Below are 16,519 nucleotides of genomic sequence, written 5' to 3'. Positions count from 1 at the left end.
CGCGGCCCGTCGCAGGCGTTGGCGCGGAGAACTCGCGCAGGGGTCACAGCGGGCCTCCGATCAGGCTGCCCCGTCCGGCGGCGGTGCGGCACAGTTCCGCCCACACCTGCGGCATCGGTGCGGCGGGGCCGGCGACCACCACGCCCCAGCCCGAGGCGCGCAGCAGCGCCGCCGACTCCTCCGTCGCGGCCGCGCGCTGCTCCGGTGCGCTCACGCCGCCCGACCAGGCCGGCGTGTCCAGCAGCACCGCGAGGCTCCGGATGCCGCGCGGCCGGAACCGGGCCAGCTCCGTCACCGCCTGGTTCGACACCGTGCCCAGGATCGCGATCAGCTCCTGCCCCTCCGCCGGGTCGTGGCCTGTCGTCAGGTCGCGCTGGTGCGCGGGCTGCAGCGCGGCGAGCGCGTCGAGCAGCACGTTGTCATAGCCCTCGCCACCGTCGCCGGGCACGTCGGCCAGCGCCTTGCCGTGCTCGGTGACCAGGCGGACCCGGTGCCCGGCGCGGCGCACGTGCACGCACACGCTCGCGGCGAACGAAATCGCCCACTCCAGGCTCGCGGCCGGCCCCGTGCCGTGGTGCGCGGCCGCCCGGTGGTCCAGCAGCACCGTGGTGCCGCCACGCCACGGCCGCTCCTCGACGCGCACCATGATCTCGTCGCGCCGGGCGGTCGACCGCCAGTGCACCTTGCGCAGGTCGTCGCCCTGCCGGTACTGCCGCACCACCACATCGGTCTCGCCCTGGCCGGCGCGCAACCGCACGCTGCCGTCGTCGCCCGCGCCGATCCCGGCGCCGCTGGGCAGCCCCCACAGCCCGACCACCTTCGGTACCACCACCAGCCGCGAGTGCGCGATCAGCTCGCGGTCGAACTCGCACAGCCCGAACGGATCGGTCAGCGTCGCGCGCAGCGGGCCGACCTGCTGGATGCCGCGCATCATCGCCTGGATCGGGTAACGCAACGCGATCACCCGGCCGTGCGGCAGGCGTTCCACCACGAACCGCGGCCGCGATCCCAGCGCGTACGGCACGCCGTCCTCGAGCAGCACCTCACCGGCCGGCAACTTGCCGTCGCGCCACAGCGCCAGCTCCACCTCGCCCGCCGAACCAGCCGGGACGCGCTCGGGCAGCAGCGTGCGGGACGCGCCGATGCGCACCCGGGACGCCGCGATGAACAGGGCGACCAGCAGCGGCAGCGCGATCACGAACACGGCGACCCGCAACAGGTCTCGTTCGTTGAGCACCACCGCGCAGACCGCGGCCGCCACCCCGGCGGCGAGCAGGCAGCGCCCCCGCGTGGTCAGCCCCGACAGCGACCGGAACATCCGGAACGTCACCGGCTACCGGCGGCCGGAGGTCTGCGGATGACCGCCCTGGGGCACCGGCACCCGGTGCAGCACCGCGCGGACCACGTCGGTGGCCGACCGCCGGGCGGCGTGCGCCTCGGTGGTCAGCACCAGCCGGTGCGCGAGCACCGGGACGGCGACGGCGTGCAGGTCGTCCGGGACGACGAAGTCCCGGCCGGACAGTGCGGCCTGGGCTCGCGCCGCGCGGACCAGCTGCAGCGTGGCCCGCGGCGAAGCACCCAGCCGGATCTCCGGCACCTGCCGGGTCGCGGCGACCAGGTCGACCGCGTACTTGCGCACCTCCGGGGCCATGTGCACGGCGCGCACCGTCCGGATCAGCCGCTCGAGGGTGGCCGCGTCGGACACCGGCTGCAGGTCCGCGAGCGGGTCGTGCCCGGAGTGCTCGTCCACCATCGCCAGCTCGGCCTGGTGGTCGGGGTAGCCGATCGACACGCGCGCGGTGAACCGGTCGCGCTGCGCCTCGGGCAGGGCGTAGGTGCCCTCCATCTCGATCGGGTTCTGGGTGGCGATGACCATGAAGGGGTCCTCCAGGCGGTAGGTCGTGGTGTCGACCGTGACCTGTTTCTCCTCCATGCACTCCAGCAGCGCCGACTGCGTCTTCGGCGACGCGCGGTTGATCTCGTCGCCGACCACGATGTTGGCGAACACCGGTCCGGGCCGGAACTCGAAATCACCGGTCTGCCGGTTGTAGATGGACACGCCCGTGACGTCGCTGGGCAGCAGGTCGGGCGTGAACTGGATGCGGCTGACGGTGCAGTCGATCGAGCGCGCCAGCGCCTTGGCCAGCGAGGTCTTGCCCACCCCGGGCACGTCCTCGACCAGCAGGTGGCCCTCGGCCAGCAGCGTCACCAGGGCGACGCGCACCACCTCGGGCTTGCCCACCAGCACCCGCTCGACGTTGCCCGCGATGCGGCGCATGGTCTCGTGCAGTTCGCCGTGGCCGTTGTGGCTGATCGGCACACCTGGTCCGGGAGTCGCGCCGGGTTGGTACGGCGCTTGCCCCGGCGCCTGCTCCCCGGCGTACTGGCCGGGGGATGCAGGCTGCGTCCTCGACGTCACTCGACCTCCTGGTGCCGAAGCCCTTTGTCAAACTTGAACACGGTGTGCGGTCCTCGCCGGACCGCGCCGCGGCGCGGAATGATCGCACAGCCGGGAGCGGTGCTCCGCCCGCGGTCCGCGCCCGGCACCCAGCCTTCCCTCCAGTGTGTCAAACGCCGGGCGAGTCGGTCGACGAACCCTGAACTCGATTCGGACGCTATGCTGCGCTGCGGAAGCGGGTGGCTACCGAGAGGTGCGAACACAACCGATGACCGACACGCACGGCGCCCTGCACGTGGACGCGGGGGCGTTCGCGGTCTCGCCCGAGCTGGCGGCCGGGGCCTACCAGCAGATCAGCCGGCTGCAGGACGTCGTCGGCCAGATGGTGCGGGAGGCTCGGGTGCTGGGCCGCACCGTGCCGCTGGGCGGCGGGTACGCGGCGGAGGTCGGCGAGTTCATGGCCCGCTACGGCCTCGGCGGCCCCGGCTCGGCGGCGGACGCGCTGATCCGGTTCGGGCAGGAGCTGGAGACGCTCAAGACGAACATCAGCCACGCCCTCAAGCGCTACTCCGACAGCGACGACGACGCCGCCGAAGGCGTGGACTGCAGTGGCGGCTGACCGGATGCGCGCCGGGGTCCTCCTGCTCGCCGCGGCGGCGCTGCTGCTCACCGCGTGCGGCCGGCCGCCCTCGCCCGCCCAGCCGGCGGCGGCCCCGCCGGGTGCGTCGAGCGGGCCACCCTGGTCACCGTCGTCACCGTCGTCACCGCCGGCGGACCCGGCCGGGCCGGACGCGCTGAAGCCGTGTGAGCTGCTGTCCGCCATCGACCGGTCCACCGCCGGGCTGACCTCGCTGGGCCAGGAGAAGACGATCGGCACCTCCCGGGCCTGCGACTGGACCGAGGCCGGGACCTTCGGCGTCACGGTCACGCTCGCCGGGGACGCTCCGCTGGCCTCGCTGCAGATCGACAAGGGCACCGGCAAGCGCGTCACCGTCGGGCGGCACCAGGGTTTCCGGGTGTCCGACCGCGGCGCCGGGGACGGCACCTGCGCGGTCCTGCTCGGCATCGGCCGGGCGGGCAGCGTTCAGGTGGACGTGACCAACTCCGGCTTCACCGACACCCCGCTCGCGTGCCGCCGGGCCGACACCGTCGCCCGGCTGATCGAGCCGAAACTGCCGTAGGGAGCCAGTGTGGACAAGGTGCCCGAGCCGACCCGGCGCTATGAATCCGCCAGCCACGAGGCGATGGCGGCCGAGGTGACCGACGGCAACGACCCGGCCACGGCCGGCCGGATCGGTGAGCAGTGGGCGGGGCTGGCCCGGAGCCTGCGCGAGTCGGCGCGGGCGCTGGCCGCCCTCGCCACCCAGGCCGGGGCGGCGTTCGAGGGGCCCGCGGGTGAGGCGCTGGGCAAGACGATCGCGAAGGCGCAGAGCTGGTCCGGGAACGCCACCGAATTGTCACTGACGCTGTCCGGCGCGGTGGTCCGCCAGGCCGAGATCGCCGCGCGCGCCCGCGACGAGATGCCGCCGCCGGTCGGGTACGACGCCGTCGCGATGATCCGGGCGGCCGCCACGAGCGGGGATCTCGCCGCGCTCGCCGGGCTGTCGGACGCGATGGCGCAGCGCCGCGCCGCCGCGGAAGAGGCGCGCCAGAAGGCCATCGACGTGCTCAACGCCCGGGACGCGGCGCTGCGCGAGTCCGTGCCCGGGCACTTCTTCGAGCCCCCGCCGGAGCTGGGGCAGCGGTGATCCGGGTTTCGGCGTCCGCCTTCGACATCCTGTGGCACGACCTCGGCCACGGCCGCGTGCCACCGCCGCTGGCGGTGCGCAGCGTCGGCGCGACCGAGGCCGAACGTGCCGAGGTGCGCCGCGCCGTGCACGCGAACCTGGCCGGGCGCAACCTGCTCGACGGTGACCGCCTGGACCCGGCGCTGGAGTCCCGCCTGGCGACGCTCGCCTCGGCCGCCGTCTACGTCGAGTGCGAGGCGCTGCCGGACCTCGGCGCCGGGGTGCCGCTCCGGGCCGTCGCCGCCGCCGGGGGCAGGCGCGGCGTGCTGGCGGCGCAACCGAGCCGCACGATCGGGCTGTCCGGGATCCGGGACACCGAGATCGTCGCCGCGGTCGTTGACCTGCTGCCCGGACTGGAGCCGGGACCGGGCCACGGGGTCAGCCTGCCGGCGGACGCCCTGTCCGGGGGCGAGGGGTCGCGGGCCGCTGCGCGGCAGATGGCGGAGATCCACGCGATCCGGTCCCGGCCCGTGCTCGGAGCGGGCCAGTTCTCGGTCCGGGTGCGCGACGGCGCCCGGGTCCGCCGCGCCGGCGGGGTCAGCTGGTTCCGCACCGACCTGGGTGCGTACCTGGGCACGGTCGAACCGGGGCGCGGGGGAGCGGACTGGGTGAACGTGGTGCCGGCCGGCTCGGCGAAGATCGCCGCGCGGCTGGCCGACCTGCTGCCCTGACGCGCCCGCCGTGCCGGCCGTGCGGTTGGTGACCCACGGTGCCCCATCCGGGCTCCCCACTCTCCACCACCGGCGGCCCCACATCCGCCCACCCGAGGGGTCCGCACGCCGGGGAACGGGGCCCGCGCGGCGGTGTGAGATACCCGGCCCGGGGGAGGCGCCGCCGGCCGCCCCACCTCCTCCCCAGTTCACCCCCCACCTCCTGACCTGCGAAAACAGCGCGAGGATCGCCCGGTCGGGCTCTGTCCCCGCGTTGACTGTGGGGAAAAGTGGGGTACGGTGGTGCCCAGTGGGGCGGAAGGGAGGCCCCGGGGCCGTGACCGGTGCGACCACCGGGAGCGGCGGGGAGGTGAGTGCCGGTGTTCCTCGGCACGCACACCCCGAAGCTGGACGACAAGGGGCGGCTCACGCTGCCCGCGAAGTTCCGCGACGCGCTGGCAGGTGGGCTGATGGTCACCAAGGGGCAAGATCACTGCCTCTTCGTCTTCCCGCGTGCCGAGTTCGAGCAGCTGGCCCGCAAGGTCGCGGAGGCGCCCTTCACCAACGAGGCGGTGCGGGCCTACCAGCGGTACCTGTTCGCCGGTACCGACGAGCAGCGTCCGGACGGTCAGGGGCGCATCGCCATCGCGCCCGAGCTGCGGCGTTACGCCGGGCTCAACAAGGAGTGCGTGGTGATCGGCGCGATCACCCGGCTGGAGATCTGGGACGCCCAGCGCTGGGAGTCCTACCTGGAGGAACACGAGGACAGCTACGCGAAGGCCCAGGAAGAGGTCTTGCCGGGCGTCTTCTGAGGGTTCCCGGTACCCGCGCCGTCGGGGGGCGCGGGCCCGGGGAGCAGCACAGCAGTGGGGGCGGGATCCGGCGGCGGATGCCGTGAGGCCTCTGTCCGCTCAGCGGCCCTGGTGCACCTTCCCCGGCACCAGGTCCGCAGCGGGCGGGCGGGGACCTGACGGCATCCGGACGACGGGACGAGGGGGTGGGAGTAGTGGCAGCCGAGGCGGCGCACGTGCCGGTCCTGATCGAGCGCGTGGTGGAGCTGTTCGCCCCCGCCCTCGAGGGCCGTCCCGCCGTCGCGGTCGACGCCACCACCGGCCTCGGCGGGCATTCCGAGGCGCTGCTCACCGCGTTCCCGCAGCTGAGGCTCATCGGCCTGGACCGCGACCCGCGCGCGCTGGAGCTCTCCCGGGCGCGGCTGGCGAAGTTCGGCGACCGGGTGGAGCTCGTGCACGCGGTCTACGACACCCTGCCCGGGGTACTCTCCCGGCTCGGACTGTCCCATGTGGACGGTGTGTTGTTCGACCTCGGCGTGTCCTCGATGCAGCTGGACTCCGACGAGCGCGGGTTCGCCTACGCCCGGGACGCCCCGCTGGACATGCGGATGGACCCCACCACCGGGCCCACCGCGGCCGACGTGCTCAACACCTACGAACCGGGCGAGCTGGTCCGCGTCCTGCGCGAGTACGGCGAGGAACGGTTCGCCCAGCGCATCGTCAAGGCGATCGTCGCGGAGCGCGCCCGGCAGCCGTTCGACCGCAGCGAACGGCTGGTGCGCCTCCTCTACGACGCGGTGCCGGCGGCGAGCCGGCGCACCGGCGGGCATCCGGCCAAGCGCACCTTCCAGGCGCTGCGGATCGAGGTCAACGGCGAACTGGAGGTGCTGCGCCGGGCCGTCCCGGCGGCGCTCTCCGCGCTGGCCGTGGGCGGCCGGATCGTCGTGGAGTCCTACCACTCGCTGGAGGACCGGATCGTGAAGCAGGCGTTCGCGGAGCTGGCGAAGTCCCGTACCCCGCCCGGCCTGCCCGTCGAACTCCCCGGCCACGGGCCGGAACTGAAGCTGGTCACCCGCGGCGCCGAGAAGGCGGGCGAGGCGGAGATCGAACACAACCCCCGGGCGGCCTCGGTCCGCCTCCGGGCGGCCGAACGGATCAAGGAGGCGGACGCATGACAGCGCCTACGCGGGCCCGCAGGCAGGCCGGTGCCCAGCCGCGACGGCGTCCGCGCCGCTCGGATGCGCCGGTGCCCGAGGGGCTGGGCACACCGGTCCCGGTCAAGCGCCGCGGCCGCCAGCAGCAGCCGCAGCGCAGCACGGCCGCGGAGCGCGCCTACGCGCGCCGGGCGCAGCGCGCCGAGGGGCTCAAGCGCACCGCCCCGGCGCCGGAGCGGCGGCAGGCGCGGCTGGCGCTGCGGTTGCCGCGCTCCCGTGCCACGTTCGTGCTGATGGTGATGATGCTGCTCGCCGCCGGCGTGGTGACCACGCTGTTGCTGTCGACGCAGGCGATCGCCGACTCCTACCGGCTGGAACAGCTGCGGCACTCCAACGCGGGCCTGACCGAGCGGATCGAGCAGTTGCAGCAGGACGTCAGCGGGGCCGAATCGCCGTCCTCCCTCGCCGAGCGGGCCAGGGCACTGGGCATGGTCCCGGCTGGCGACCCGGCGCACCTGGTGCAGAACCCGGACGGGTCGGTCACCGTGGTCGGCGAGCCGAAGAAGGCCGAGGGCGCGCCGGTCGCGCCGGCGCCGTCGGGGCCGGTCCTGCAGCCGGGGACCCCGGCCGGTGGCCGCCCGATCGAGGGTGACGTGCCGCAGGACGAGGGCCAGCAGGAGCAGTCGCCGGTCCCGCCCGCGGACGGCCCGGCGCCGGGGCAGCAGACCGCGGGAGGGCAGTGATGGCGAAGCCGGGACGCCGCAGCTACGGCGCCCGCATGCGCCAGGTGGCGGGCCAGCCCAACGCCGCCACCGGCAAGGGCCGCTACGTCGGCGTGCGCGTGGCGCTGGTCGCGGTGCTGGTGCTGGCGGGGCTCAAGCTCGTGCAGGTCCAGGGTTTCCAGGCCGCGTCGCTGTCGGCGAAGGCGGAGAGCCAGCGCAGCACGGCCATCCCCATCCCCGCCAAGCGCGGGTCCATTGTGGACCGGAACAACGTCAAGCTCGCCTTCACCGTGGAGACCCGCGCGCTGTCGGTGAACCTGCGCGCGATGCGCAAGGCATGGGACGAGGTCGCCGCGAAGAACCCGGCGGGGGGCCAGAACTTCGAGCGGCGCGCGGCGGACGCGGCCCGGTTCATCGCCGCCAAGCTGCCCGGCCGGATCACCGAGCGGGAGCTGCTCGACGACTTCCACAAGACCGCGTCGTTCACCTACCTCGTCGACGGGGTCGAGCCGTCGATCGCCGGGCAGATCACCTCCGCCTTCCCGGAGATCGGCGCCGAGGTGCGCGCCGCCCGGCAGTACCCGGGCGACACGCTCGCCTCCAACGTGGTGGGCCTGGCGAACTGGCGGATGGACGACCCGGACGTGTCCAAGCACAGCCTGCAGGGCCTGTCCGGGCTGGAGTACACGCTCAACGCGGACCTGGCCGGCCGTCCGGGCCGCTACGTCGCCGACACCAAGCAGGGCAACGACAACGTGATCATCCCGGGCACCGAGCGGGACGTGCAACCCGCCACCCCGGGCAACGACGTCGTGCTCACGCTGGACTCGGACACGCAGTACTTCCTGCAGAACGCGCTCGCCGACTACGTGCGCAAGTCGCACGCCAAGGGCGCCAGCGCGGTCGTGATGGACGCCGGGACCGGTGAGATCTACGCCATCGCCGACGACGCGACCTTCGACCCGTACGACAACAAGACCTACACCCAGTCGCTGATGGACCTGCAGGCGGTGTCCACGCCGTTCGAACCGGGTTCGGTGAACAAGATCGTGACCGCCACCGCGGCGATCGACCAGGGCATCGTGACGCCCGACTCGGTGCTGCAGGTGCCCGGCCAGCTCAAGGTCGCCGACCACGTCGTGCACGACGCGTGGTCCCACGGCACCCAGAACTTCTCGGTCACCGGTGTCTTCGCGAAGTCGTCGAACATCGGGACCCTGCTGCTGGCCCAGCAGCTCGGCCCGGACAAGTACCTGGACTACCTCAAGCGCTTCGGCGTCGGGCAGAGCGCCGGCCTGGGCCTGTCCGGGGAGAGCCGCGGGTTCGTGCCGCCACGCAGCACCTGGACCGGCACCACGTTCGGCAACCTGCCGATCGGCCAGGGCCTGTCGATGACGGTGGTGCAGATGGCCGGGATGTACCAGGCGATCGCGAACAACGGCCTGCGCGTGCAGCCGAGCATCGTCAAGGAGGAGGTCCGGCCGGACGGCACGGTGGTGCCCAAGGCGGCGCCGCAAACCACCCAGGTCGTGAGCCCGCAGACCGCGACGACCGTGCGGAACATGATGCGGGCGGTCACGCAGAGCGGCCGCAACGGCAACAGCGGGACGGCGCCCACCGCGGCGCTGGAGGGCTACCAGATCTCCGGCAAGACCGGCACCGGCCAGCAGGTCAACCCGGCCACCGGGGCCTACAGCGACACCCTCTACAACATCACCTTCGCCGGGATCCTGCCCGCGGACAACCCGCGGCTCGTCGTCGGCATCCGGCTCGACGCGCCGGACACCACGCTGCCCGCGGGCCATTCCGCCGCGCCGCTGTTCCACGACATCGCCTCCTACCTGACGCAGCGGTTCCAGATCCCGCTGTCGCAGGGCGCCGCGCCGTACGTGCCCCTGGTGCTGCCGTAGCGTCGCTGTCCCATCGGGCGCTGTCCCATCGAGCGCTGCCGCGATCAAGCGCTGTCCAATCGAGACACAAGCGCTAGGAGTACCGGGGCGACGGCGGGGAAAACCACCTCGGTAACCTTCCGTGCTGTGTCGGTGAACGCGTCTGGAAACAGCACCATGTCGCAGGAAGCGGAGGGGCGGGTACCGGACAGCCCCGTGAAGGCGGCGGTGGCGCCGCCACGGCCGACCCGCATCGAGCCGGTCCCGCTCACCACTCTGGTGGCGCGCGCGGACGCGCGCCTGGTCGGCGAGCCGCACTGGCCCGGTGACACGGTCGTGACCGGGGCAACGCTGCGGGCGCAGCACGTCCTGCCCGGCGACCTGTTCGCCGCGCTGCCGGGCGCGCGGGCGCACGGCGCCGACTTCGCCGCGGACGCCATCGCCGCGGGTGCGGCCGCGGTGCTCACCGACGAGGCGGGTGCGCAGCGGCCGGCGCTGCGCGACGCGGGTGTTCCGGTGCTGGTGCACCCGGACCCGCGCGGGGTGCTCGGGCCGGTGGCCGCCTGGATCTACGGCGAGCCGTCGCTGGAGCTGGCCGTCCTCGGCATCACCGGCACCTCCGGCAAGACCACCACCACCTACCTGGTCGAGTCCGGCCTGCGCGCCGCCGGGCACGTCACCGGGCTGATCGGCACGATCGAGACCCGCATCTCGGGGGAGCGGCTGGCCAGCGCCTTCACCACGCCGGAGGCGCCCGATCTGCAGGCGCTGCTCGCGGTGATGGTCGAACAGGGTGTCACCCACGTGCCGATGGAGGTGTCCAGCCACGCGCTGGCGCTGGGCCGGGTGAACGGCACCCGCTTCGCGGTCGGCGCGTTCACCAACCTCTCCCAGGACCACCTCGACTTCCACCGGGACATGGAGGAGTACTTCGCCGCCAAGTCGTTGCTGTTCGACGGCCGCTCCACCACAGAGGTGGTGTGCATCGACACCGCGTGGGGTCAGCAGCTGGTCACGCCGCACACCATCACGGTGACCACCGAGCCCGGCGTCGACGCGAGCTGGACGGCCACCGACTTCGCCACCACCGCCGCCGGTGAGCAGACGTTCACGCTGCACGCCCCGGGCGGCCGCTCGGCGCAGGCCACGCTCCCGTTGCCCGGCACGTTCAACATCGCCAACGCCGTGCTCGCGGCGGCGATCCTGGAGACGTGCGGGGTCACCCTGGAGGAGACCGTGACCGGTCTGGCGCACGTCGAGGTCCCCGGCCGGATGGAGCGGGTCTACCTGGGCCAGGACTTCACTGCCGTGGTCGACTACGCGCACAAGCCGGCTGCGGTGGCGCAGGCGCTGGACGCGCTGCGCGCCCGCACCGAGGGCCGGATCATCACCGTCCTCGGCTGCGGTGGCGACCGGGACACCGCGAAGCGCCCGATGATGGGCGAGGCGGCGGCCCGGCGCAGCGAGGTCCTCATCGTCACCGACGACAACCCCCGCTCCGAGGACCCGGCCGCCATCCGCGCGGCGATGCTCACCGGTGCCCGCGCCGCCGGGCACGAGGCCGGCGAGGTGCTCGAGATCGGTGACCGGCGCGACGCGATCGTCCGGGCGGTCGAGCTGGCCCGCCGGGGGGACGTCGTGCTGATCGCGGGGAAGGGCCACGAGACGGGCCAGGAGGCCGCGGGCGTCGTGCACCCCTTCTCCGACCGCGACGAGCTGGCGGCGGCGATCCGGCGCCGGCTCGAAGACAACCAGGAGACCCGTTGATCCCGCTCACGCTCGAGCAGATCGCCGCCATCACCGGCGGGCGGCTGCACCGCACCGACGGTCGTGCGACGGTCACCGGCACCGTCGAGTTCGACTCCCGCAAGCTGACGCCGGGCGGGCTGTTCGTCGCCCTGCCCGGTGAGAAGGTCGACGGGCACGACTTCGCCGCCACGGCGGTCGCGAGCGGCGCGGCCGGTGTGCTCGCCGCGCGCGAGGTGGACGCGCCGGCGGTGATCGTTCCGCCGCTGCCGCCCGGCGAGGCGCACGAGCGCGCGCTCGCGCTGACCGGCGACCGGGACGGCTCCGGGGCGGCGGTGCTGGGCGCGCTGGCCAGGCTGGCCCGGTACGTGGTGCTCGAGCTGTCCCGCGCCGGGCTCACCGTCGTCGGGGTGACCGGCTCGTCCGGCAAGACCTCCACCAAGGACCTCATCGCGCAGCTGCTCGAGCCGATGGGCCCGACCGTCGCGCCACCGGGGTCGTTCAACAACGAGCTGGGCCACCCGTGGACCGCGTTGCGCGCCGACGAGAACACCCGGCACCTGGTGCTGGAGATGTCCGCGCGCGGGCCGGGACACATCGCCCACCTCGCGGAGATCGCCCCGCCGCGCATCGGGGCGGTGCTCAACGTGGGCAGCGCCCACGTCGGCGAGTTCGGCTCGCGCGAGGGGATCGCGAAGACCAAGGGCGAACTGGTCGAGGCCCTGCCGCCGGCCGGGCAGGGCGGGGTCGCGATCCTCAACCTGGACGACCCGCTGGTCTCGGCGATGGCGAGCCGCACCACGGCCCGCGTCGTGGGGGTCGGTGAGCACCCGGACGCCCAGGTGCGCGCCGAGGACATCACGCTCGACGAGCAGGCCCGGGCCTCGTTCCGGCTGATCACGCCGTCCGGTACGGCGCCGGTGAAACTGTCGCTGTACGGCGAGCACCACGTCGGCAACGCGCTGACGGCCGCGGCGATCGCCCTGGAGCTCGGCGCCACGGTGGCGGAGGTCGCGCAGCGGCTGTCGGCCGCGCAGCGCCGTTCCGCGCGGCGCATGGAGGTCACCACCCGCGCCGACGGTGTGGTGGTCATGAACGACTCCTACAACGCCAACCCCGAGTCGATGCGCGCCGCGCTCAAGACCCTCGCCTCGGCCAGCCGTGGCCGGCGCTCGTGGGCGGTCCTCGGTGTGATGGGCGAACTCGGTGCCGATAGCGTGTCCGCGCACGACGAGATCGGCCGCCTCGCGGTCCGGCTCAACATCAGCAGGCTCGTGGTGGTCGGTGACGAGGCCGCCGCGATGCACCAGGGCGCCAGCCACGAGGGTTCGTGGGGTGAGGAGTCCGTGCTGGTGCCCGACGCCCAGGCCGCGATCACGCTCCTGCGGGAGCAGCTGGAGCCCGGTGACGTCGTGCTCGTGAAAGCTTCGAAGGTCGCCGAGCTCTGGCTCGTCGCCGACGCACTGCTCAAGGAAGGTGTTGCGTGATCAGCATTCTGATCGCGGCCGCGATCGGTCTCCTGGTCTCCATCCTGCTCACGCCCTACCTGATCCGGGTGTTCTCCCGGCAGGGCTTCGGCCAGGAGATCCGCGAGGAAGGCCCGCAGGGCCACAAGTCCAAGCGCGGCACGCCCACGATGGGCGGGGTCGCGATCATCGTCGCGATGGTGGTCGGCTACTTCGCCGCGCACCTGGTGAACTGGATGGGCACCGACAGCGGAACCGACGGCCCGTCGGCGTCCGGCCTGCTGGTGCTGTTCCTCGCGGTGGGCCTGGGCGTGGTCGGGTTCCTCGACGACTTCATCAAGATCCGCAAGCAGCGCAACCTGGGGCTGAACAAAACCGCCAAGCTGGTCGGCCAGCTCGTGGTCGCGGTCGCGTTCGGCATCATGGCGCTGCAGTTCGCCGACCGCTACGGCCTCACCCCGGCGTCGCTGCACCTGAGCTACGTCCGCGACCTCGCGCTGATCACCTTCCCCGCGGTGATCTTCGTGATCTTCTGCTACGTGGTCGTCTCCGGCTGGTCGAACGCGGTGAACTTCACCGACGGCCTGGACGGCCTGGCCGGCGGCACCTCGGCGATGGTGCTGGCGACCTACGTGGTGATCGCGTTCTGGCAGGCCCGGCTGTCCTGCGTGGTGACCCCGCAGGCCGCCTGCTACGACGTGCGCGACCCGCTGGACCTCGCGGTCGTCGCGGCCGCCGCCGCGGGGGCGTGCATCGGGTTCCTGTGGTGGAACGCCGCCCCGGCCAAGATCTTCATGGGCGACACCGGCGCGCTCGCGCTGGGCGGCCTGGTCGCCGGGCTGTCCATCACCACCCGCACCGAACTGCTCGCCATCGTCATCGGCGGCCTGTTCATGGTCGAGATGATCTCGGTGGTGCTCCAGATCGCGGTGTTCCGCACGACCCGGCGGCGGCTGTTCCGGATGGCCCCGTTCCACCACCACTTCGAGCTGGCGGGCTGGGCCGAGACCACCGTGATCATCCGGTTCTGGCTGCTCGCCGCGATCTGCTGCATGTTCGGCCTGGGGTTGTTCTACTCCGAACAGCTGGGCGCGGGAGGCTAGGACCGTGTTCGCCGGACGCAACGTCCTCGTCGCCGGCGCCGGGGTGACCGGCCGCTCGGCGGTGCGGGCGCTGACCGAGCGGGGCGCCCGGGTCACCGTGACCGACGGCGACGCCGGCCGGCTCGCCGAGCTGGACGGCCTGGGCGCCGAGCTGATCCCGGGGCTGGACGCCCCGCCGGCCGGGACCGACCTCGTGGTCACCAGCCCCGGCTGGCGGCCGGCGGCGCCGCTGCTGGTCGCCGCGGCCGCGGCCGGCGTCGAGGTGATCGGCGACGTCGAGCTCGCCTGGCGCGCCTCCCGCGACCTGCCGGAACCGGCCACCTGGCTCGCCGTCACCGGCACCAACGGCAAGACCACCACGGTCGGCATGCTGGAGTCGATGCTGCGCGCCGGCGGCGTGCACGCGCTGGCCTGCGGCAACATCGGCCTGCCGGTGCTGGACGCCGTCTTCGAGGGCTACCAGGCGCTGGCGGTGGAGCTGTCCAGCTTCCAGCTGCACTGGTCCTCGACCCTGGCCCCGCACGCCTCGGTGGTGCTCAACCTCGCCGAGGACCACCTGGACTGGCACGGCACGCTCGCCGAGTACGCCGCCGCGAAGGGCACCATCCACGCGCACTCGTCGGTCGTGGTGCACAACGCCGACGACCCGTGGTCGGTGCGGCTGGCCGACTCCTACGCGCCTGCCGGGGCGCGGCGGGTGGGGTTCCGGCTGGACACCCCGCGGCCGGGGGAGCTGGGCCTGGTCGAGGACCTGCTGATCGACCGCGCCTACGGGCCGGACCCGCGACATTCCGCCGACGAACTGATCTCCGCCGCCGAGGTGCGGCCGCCCGGTCCGCACAACCTGGCCAACGCGCTCGCCGCCGCCGCACTGGCCCGCGCCTACGGCGTGCAGCCGGACGCGGTGGCCAAGGGCCTGCGCGAGTTCCGGCCGGGCGCGCACCGGGCCGTCGAGGTGGGCGAGTTCGGCGGGGTCCGCTACGTGAACGACTCGAAGGCGACCAATCCGCACGCCGCCGCCGGCTCCCTGCTCGCGCACGGCAGCGTGGTGTGGATCGCGGGCGGTCAGCTCAAGGGCGCCGCGGTCGACGACCTGGTCGAGGTGGTCGCGGGCCGGCTGCGGGGTGTGGTGCTGATGGGCGCGGACGCGCCGGTGATCGCCGCCGCTCTCGCGCGACACGCGCCGGATGTCCCCGTCCATCGGGTTGCCTCGGGTGACGATGAGGCCATGAACGAGGCGGTCTCGGTGGCCAGCGACCTGGCCCGGCCCGGTGACGTGGTGCTGCTGGCACCGGCCGGGGCTTCCCTGGACATGTTCCGCAACTACGCCCATCGGGGTGACGCCTTCGCCGACGCGGTCCTGGCCCGTGCGACGGGGTCTGCCGATGACGGTCGTTGAGCAGCCGGAGCAGAAGCAGGAACGCGAGCGCAAACGCGGTGACCGGCCCAGCCCGGCGCGCGCGACCTTCACCGCGCTGACCGCGTGGCTGTCGCGCCCGCTGGCCGACTTCCACCTGGTGCTGGCGCTGACCGGCCTGCTCACCTCGATCGGCATCGTGATGGTGCTGTCGGCGTCCTCGGTCGCCTCGGTCGACCCGGACACCGGGGCGGGGGTGTACTCGCTGTTCAAGAAGCACCTGGTGTTCGTGCTGAGCGGGTCGGTGGTGTTCTGGGTGGCGCTGCGGATGCCGCTGCGGCGCACCCGCGCGCTGTCGTCGATGGCCGTGGTCGTGTGCCTGTCGATGCTGGCGCTGGTGCTGACGCCGCTCGGTTCGGCCGGTGGCGGCGCCCAGCGGTGGTTCGTCGTCGGCGGGTTCTCGGTGCAGCCGGTGGAGTTCACCAAGGTCGCCTTCGCGCTGTGGGGCGCGCACGTGCTCGTCACCAAGTACCACGTGCTGCACCAGTGGCGGCACCTGATGGTGCCGGTGGTACCGGTCGCGCTGCTGATGTTCGCGCTGGTCATGGCGCAGCCGAACCTGTCCGGCACGATCACGCTCGGCGTGGTGCTGATGTCGCTGCTGTGGTTCGCCGGCGCACCGAAGCGGCTGTTCGCGGTGATCCTCGCCGGCGGCGTCGCCGGGGCCGTGGTGCTCGCGCTGACCGCGTCCTACCGCATGTCGCGGGTCCTGTCGTTCCTGTCGCCGGGGTCGGACACCAGCGGCGCGGCCTACCAGGCCACGCAGGCCAAGTACGCGCTGGCCGACGGCGGCCTGTTCGGCAAGGGACTCGGGCAGGGCCCGTCGAAGTGGTCCTACCTGCCGAACGTGCAGAACGACTTCATATTCGCGGTGATCGGCGAGGAGCTCGGGTTCATCGGCTGCATCGTGGTGATCGGCCTGTTCGTCGGGCTCGCGATCGTCGGGCTGCGCATCGCCATGCGTAACCTGGACCCGTGGATCCGGATCACCGCGGGCACGCTGACGGTGTTCACGGTGTCCCAGGCCGGCATCAACATCGGCTACGTGGTGGGTCTGCTGCCGGTCACCGGTGTGACACTGCCGCTGATCTCGGCGGGTGGCACGTCGATCTGGGTCACCATGTTCCTGATGGGGCTGCTGGCCAACGCGGCGCGGCACGAACCGGAGTCGGTCGCCGCGTTGCGCTCGCAGGGACCGGGTAAGTTCGGCCGTCTGCTGCGCCTGCCGGCACCCGAGGTCTACCGGCCGCCGGCCCGGCGGCGGGGCAGCGGGCGCGGCACCCCCCGCGGGGACCGCCCGTCGGCCCGCGGGGCACGATCGGCGCAGGCGCCCGAGCGCCGGCGCGCAGCGCCGGGAAGACGGGGAAGTTCAGTGCGGAGAGGGACGTAGGAGCAA

Annotated in this window: 15 protein-coding genes; 13 read left to right on the top strand and 2 right to left on the bottom strand. The window is 73.4% G+C overall.

Annotated features, from left to right (window positions below):
- Window positions 1–43: 43 nt before the first annotated feature.
- Complete coding sequence (locus tag FHX45_RS05740) at window positions 44–1,318, bottom strand: DUF58 domain-containing protein (protein ID WP_167108471.1); 1,275 nt, start codon at window positions 1,316–1,318, stop codon at window positions 44–46.
- 15 nt (window positions 1,319–1,333) lie between these two features.
- Window positions 1,334–2,419: an AAA family ATPase gene (locus FHX45_RS05735; protein ID WP_167097319.1), complete on the bottom strand. Its 1,086-nt coding sequence runs from the start codon at window positions 2,417–2,419 to the stop codon at window positions 1,334–1,336.
- A gap of 247 nt (window positions 2,420–2,666) precedes the next feature.
- On the opposite strand from FHX45_RS05735, the gene FHX45_RS05730 reads away from it, so the two are divergent.
- The 13 genes from FHX45_RS05730 (at window position 2,667) to ftsW (ending at window position 16,513) form a co-directional block, all read left to right on the top strand.
- Complete coding sequence (locus FHX45_RS05730; protein ID WP_167097317.1) at window positions 2,667–3,017, top strand: hypothetical protein; 351 nt, start codon at window positions 2,667–2,669, stop codon at window positions 3,015–3,017.
- Window positions 3,007–3,579, top strand: a complete 573-nt coding sequence (locus FHX45_RS05725; protein ID WP_341771360.1) for a DUF3558 family protein — start codon at window positions 3,007–3,009, stop codon at window positions 3,577–3,579. Before FHX45_RS05730 ends, FHX45_RS05725 begins: the two co-directional genes overlap by 11 nt.
- Before the next feature lie 9 nt (window positions 3,580–3,588).
- A complete protein-coding gene (locus FHX45_RS05720; RefSeq protein WP_167097315.1) occupies window positions 3,589–4,146 on the top strand; it encodes a PE-PGRS family protein in 558 nt (185 codons plus the stop codon).
- Window positions 4,143–4,856 carry an ESX secretion-associated protein EspG gene (locus FHX45_RS05715; protein ID WP_167097313.1) on the top strand — a complete coding sequence of 238 codons (714 nt, stop codon included), beginning with the start codon at window positions 4,143–4,145 and terminating at the stop codon, window positions 4,854–4,856. The genes FHX45_RS05720 and FHX45_RS05715 overlap by 4 nt, the downstream gene beginning before the upstream one ends.
- 359 nt (window positions 4,857–5,215) lie before the next feature.
- On the top strand, window positions 5,216–5,647 hold the full coding sequence (gene mraZ / locus FHX45_RS05710) for a division/cell wall cluster transcriptional repressor MraZ (RefSeq protein WP_167097311.1): 432 nt from the start codon (window positions 5,216–5,218) through the stop codon (window positions 5,645–5,647).
- A gap of 194 nt (window positions 5,648–5,841) precedes the next feature.
- Window positions 5,842–6,801, top strand: a complete 960-nt coding sequence (gene rsmH / locus FHX45_RS05705; protein ID WP_167097309.1) for a 16S rRNA (cytosine(1402)-N(4))-methyltransferase RsmH — start codon at window positions 5,842–5,844, stop codon at window positions 6,799–6,801.
- On the top strand, window positions 6,798–7,523 hold the full coding sequence (ftsL, locus tag FHX45_RS05700) for a cell division protein FtsL (protein WP_167097307.1): 726 nt from the start codon (window positions 6,798–6,800) through the stop codon (window positions 7,521–7,523). Before rsmH ends, ftsL begins: the two co-directional genes overlap by 4 nt.
- Window positions 7,523–9,412 (top strand): peptidoglycan D,D-transpeptidase FtsI family protein, encoded by a 1,890-nt coding sequence (locus tag FHX45_RS05695; RefSeq protein WP_167097305.1) that lies wholly within the window; start codon window positions 7,523–7,525, stop codon window positions 9,410–9,412. Before ftsL ends, FHX45_RS05695 begins: the two co-directional genes overlap by 1 nt.
- A 156-nt stretch (window positions 9,413–9,568) precedes the next feature.
- Entirely contained in the window at window positions 9,569–11,158 is a 1,590-nt protein-coding gene (locus tag FHX45_RS05690; protein WP_167097303.1) for a UDP-N-acetylmuramoyl-L-alanyl-D-glutamate--2,6-diaminopimelate ligase, read from the top strand.
- Window positions 11,155–12,624, top strand: coding sequence for a UDP-N-acetylmuramoyl-tripeptide--D-alanyl-D-alanine ligase (locus FHX45_RS05685; RefSeq protein WP_167097301.1), 1,470 nt, complete (start codon window positions 11,155–11,157; stop codon window positions 12,622–12,624). Before FHX45_RS05690 ends, FHX45_RS05685 begins: the two co-directional genes overlap by 4 nt.
- On the top strand, window positions 12,621–13,706 hold the full coding sequence (mraY, locus tag FHX45_RS05680) for a phospho-N-acetylmuramoyl-pentapeptide-transferase (protein WP_167097299.1): 1,086 nt from the start codon (window positions 12,621–12,623) through the stop codon (window positions 13,704–13,706). The genes FHX45_RS05685 and mraY overlap by 4 nt, the downstream gene beginning before the upstream one ends.
- 4 nt (window positions 13,707–13,710) lie before the next feature.
- Entirely contained in the window at window positions 13,711–15,105 is a 1,395-nt protein-coding gene (murD, locus tag FHX45_RS05675; RefSeq protein ID WP_167097297.1) for a UDP-N-acetylmuramoyl-L-alanine--D-glutamate ligase, read from the top strand.
- The gene (ftsW, locus tag FHX45_RS05670; RefSeq protein ID WP_167097295.1) at window positions 15,092–16,513 is read left to right on the top strand and encodes a putative lipid II flippase FtsW; all 1,422 of its coding nucleotides are present in this window, start codon (window positions 15,092–15,094) and stop codon (window positions 16,511–16,513) included. The genes murD and ftsW overlap by 14 nt, the downstream gene beginning before the upstream one ends.
- The last annotated feature ends 6 nt before the right edge of the window (window positions 16,514–16,519 follow it).

The organism is Amycolatopsis granulosa, assembly GCF_011758745.1.
GTDB classification, from domain to species: domain Bacteria; phylum Actinomycetota; class Actinomycetes; order Mycobacteriales; family Pseudonocardiaceae; genus Amycolatopsis_E; species Amycolatopsis_E granulosa.
The sequence above is the reverse complement of the archived record's forward strand: the minus strand, read 5'-3'. Positions and strand labels throughout refer to the sequence as shown.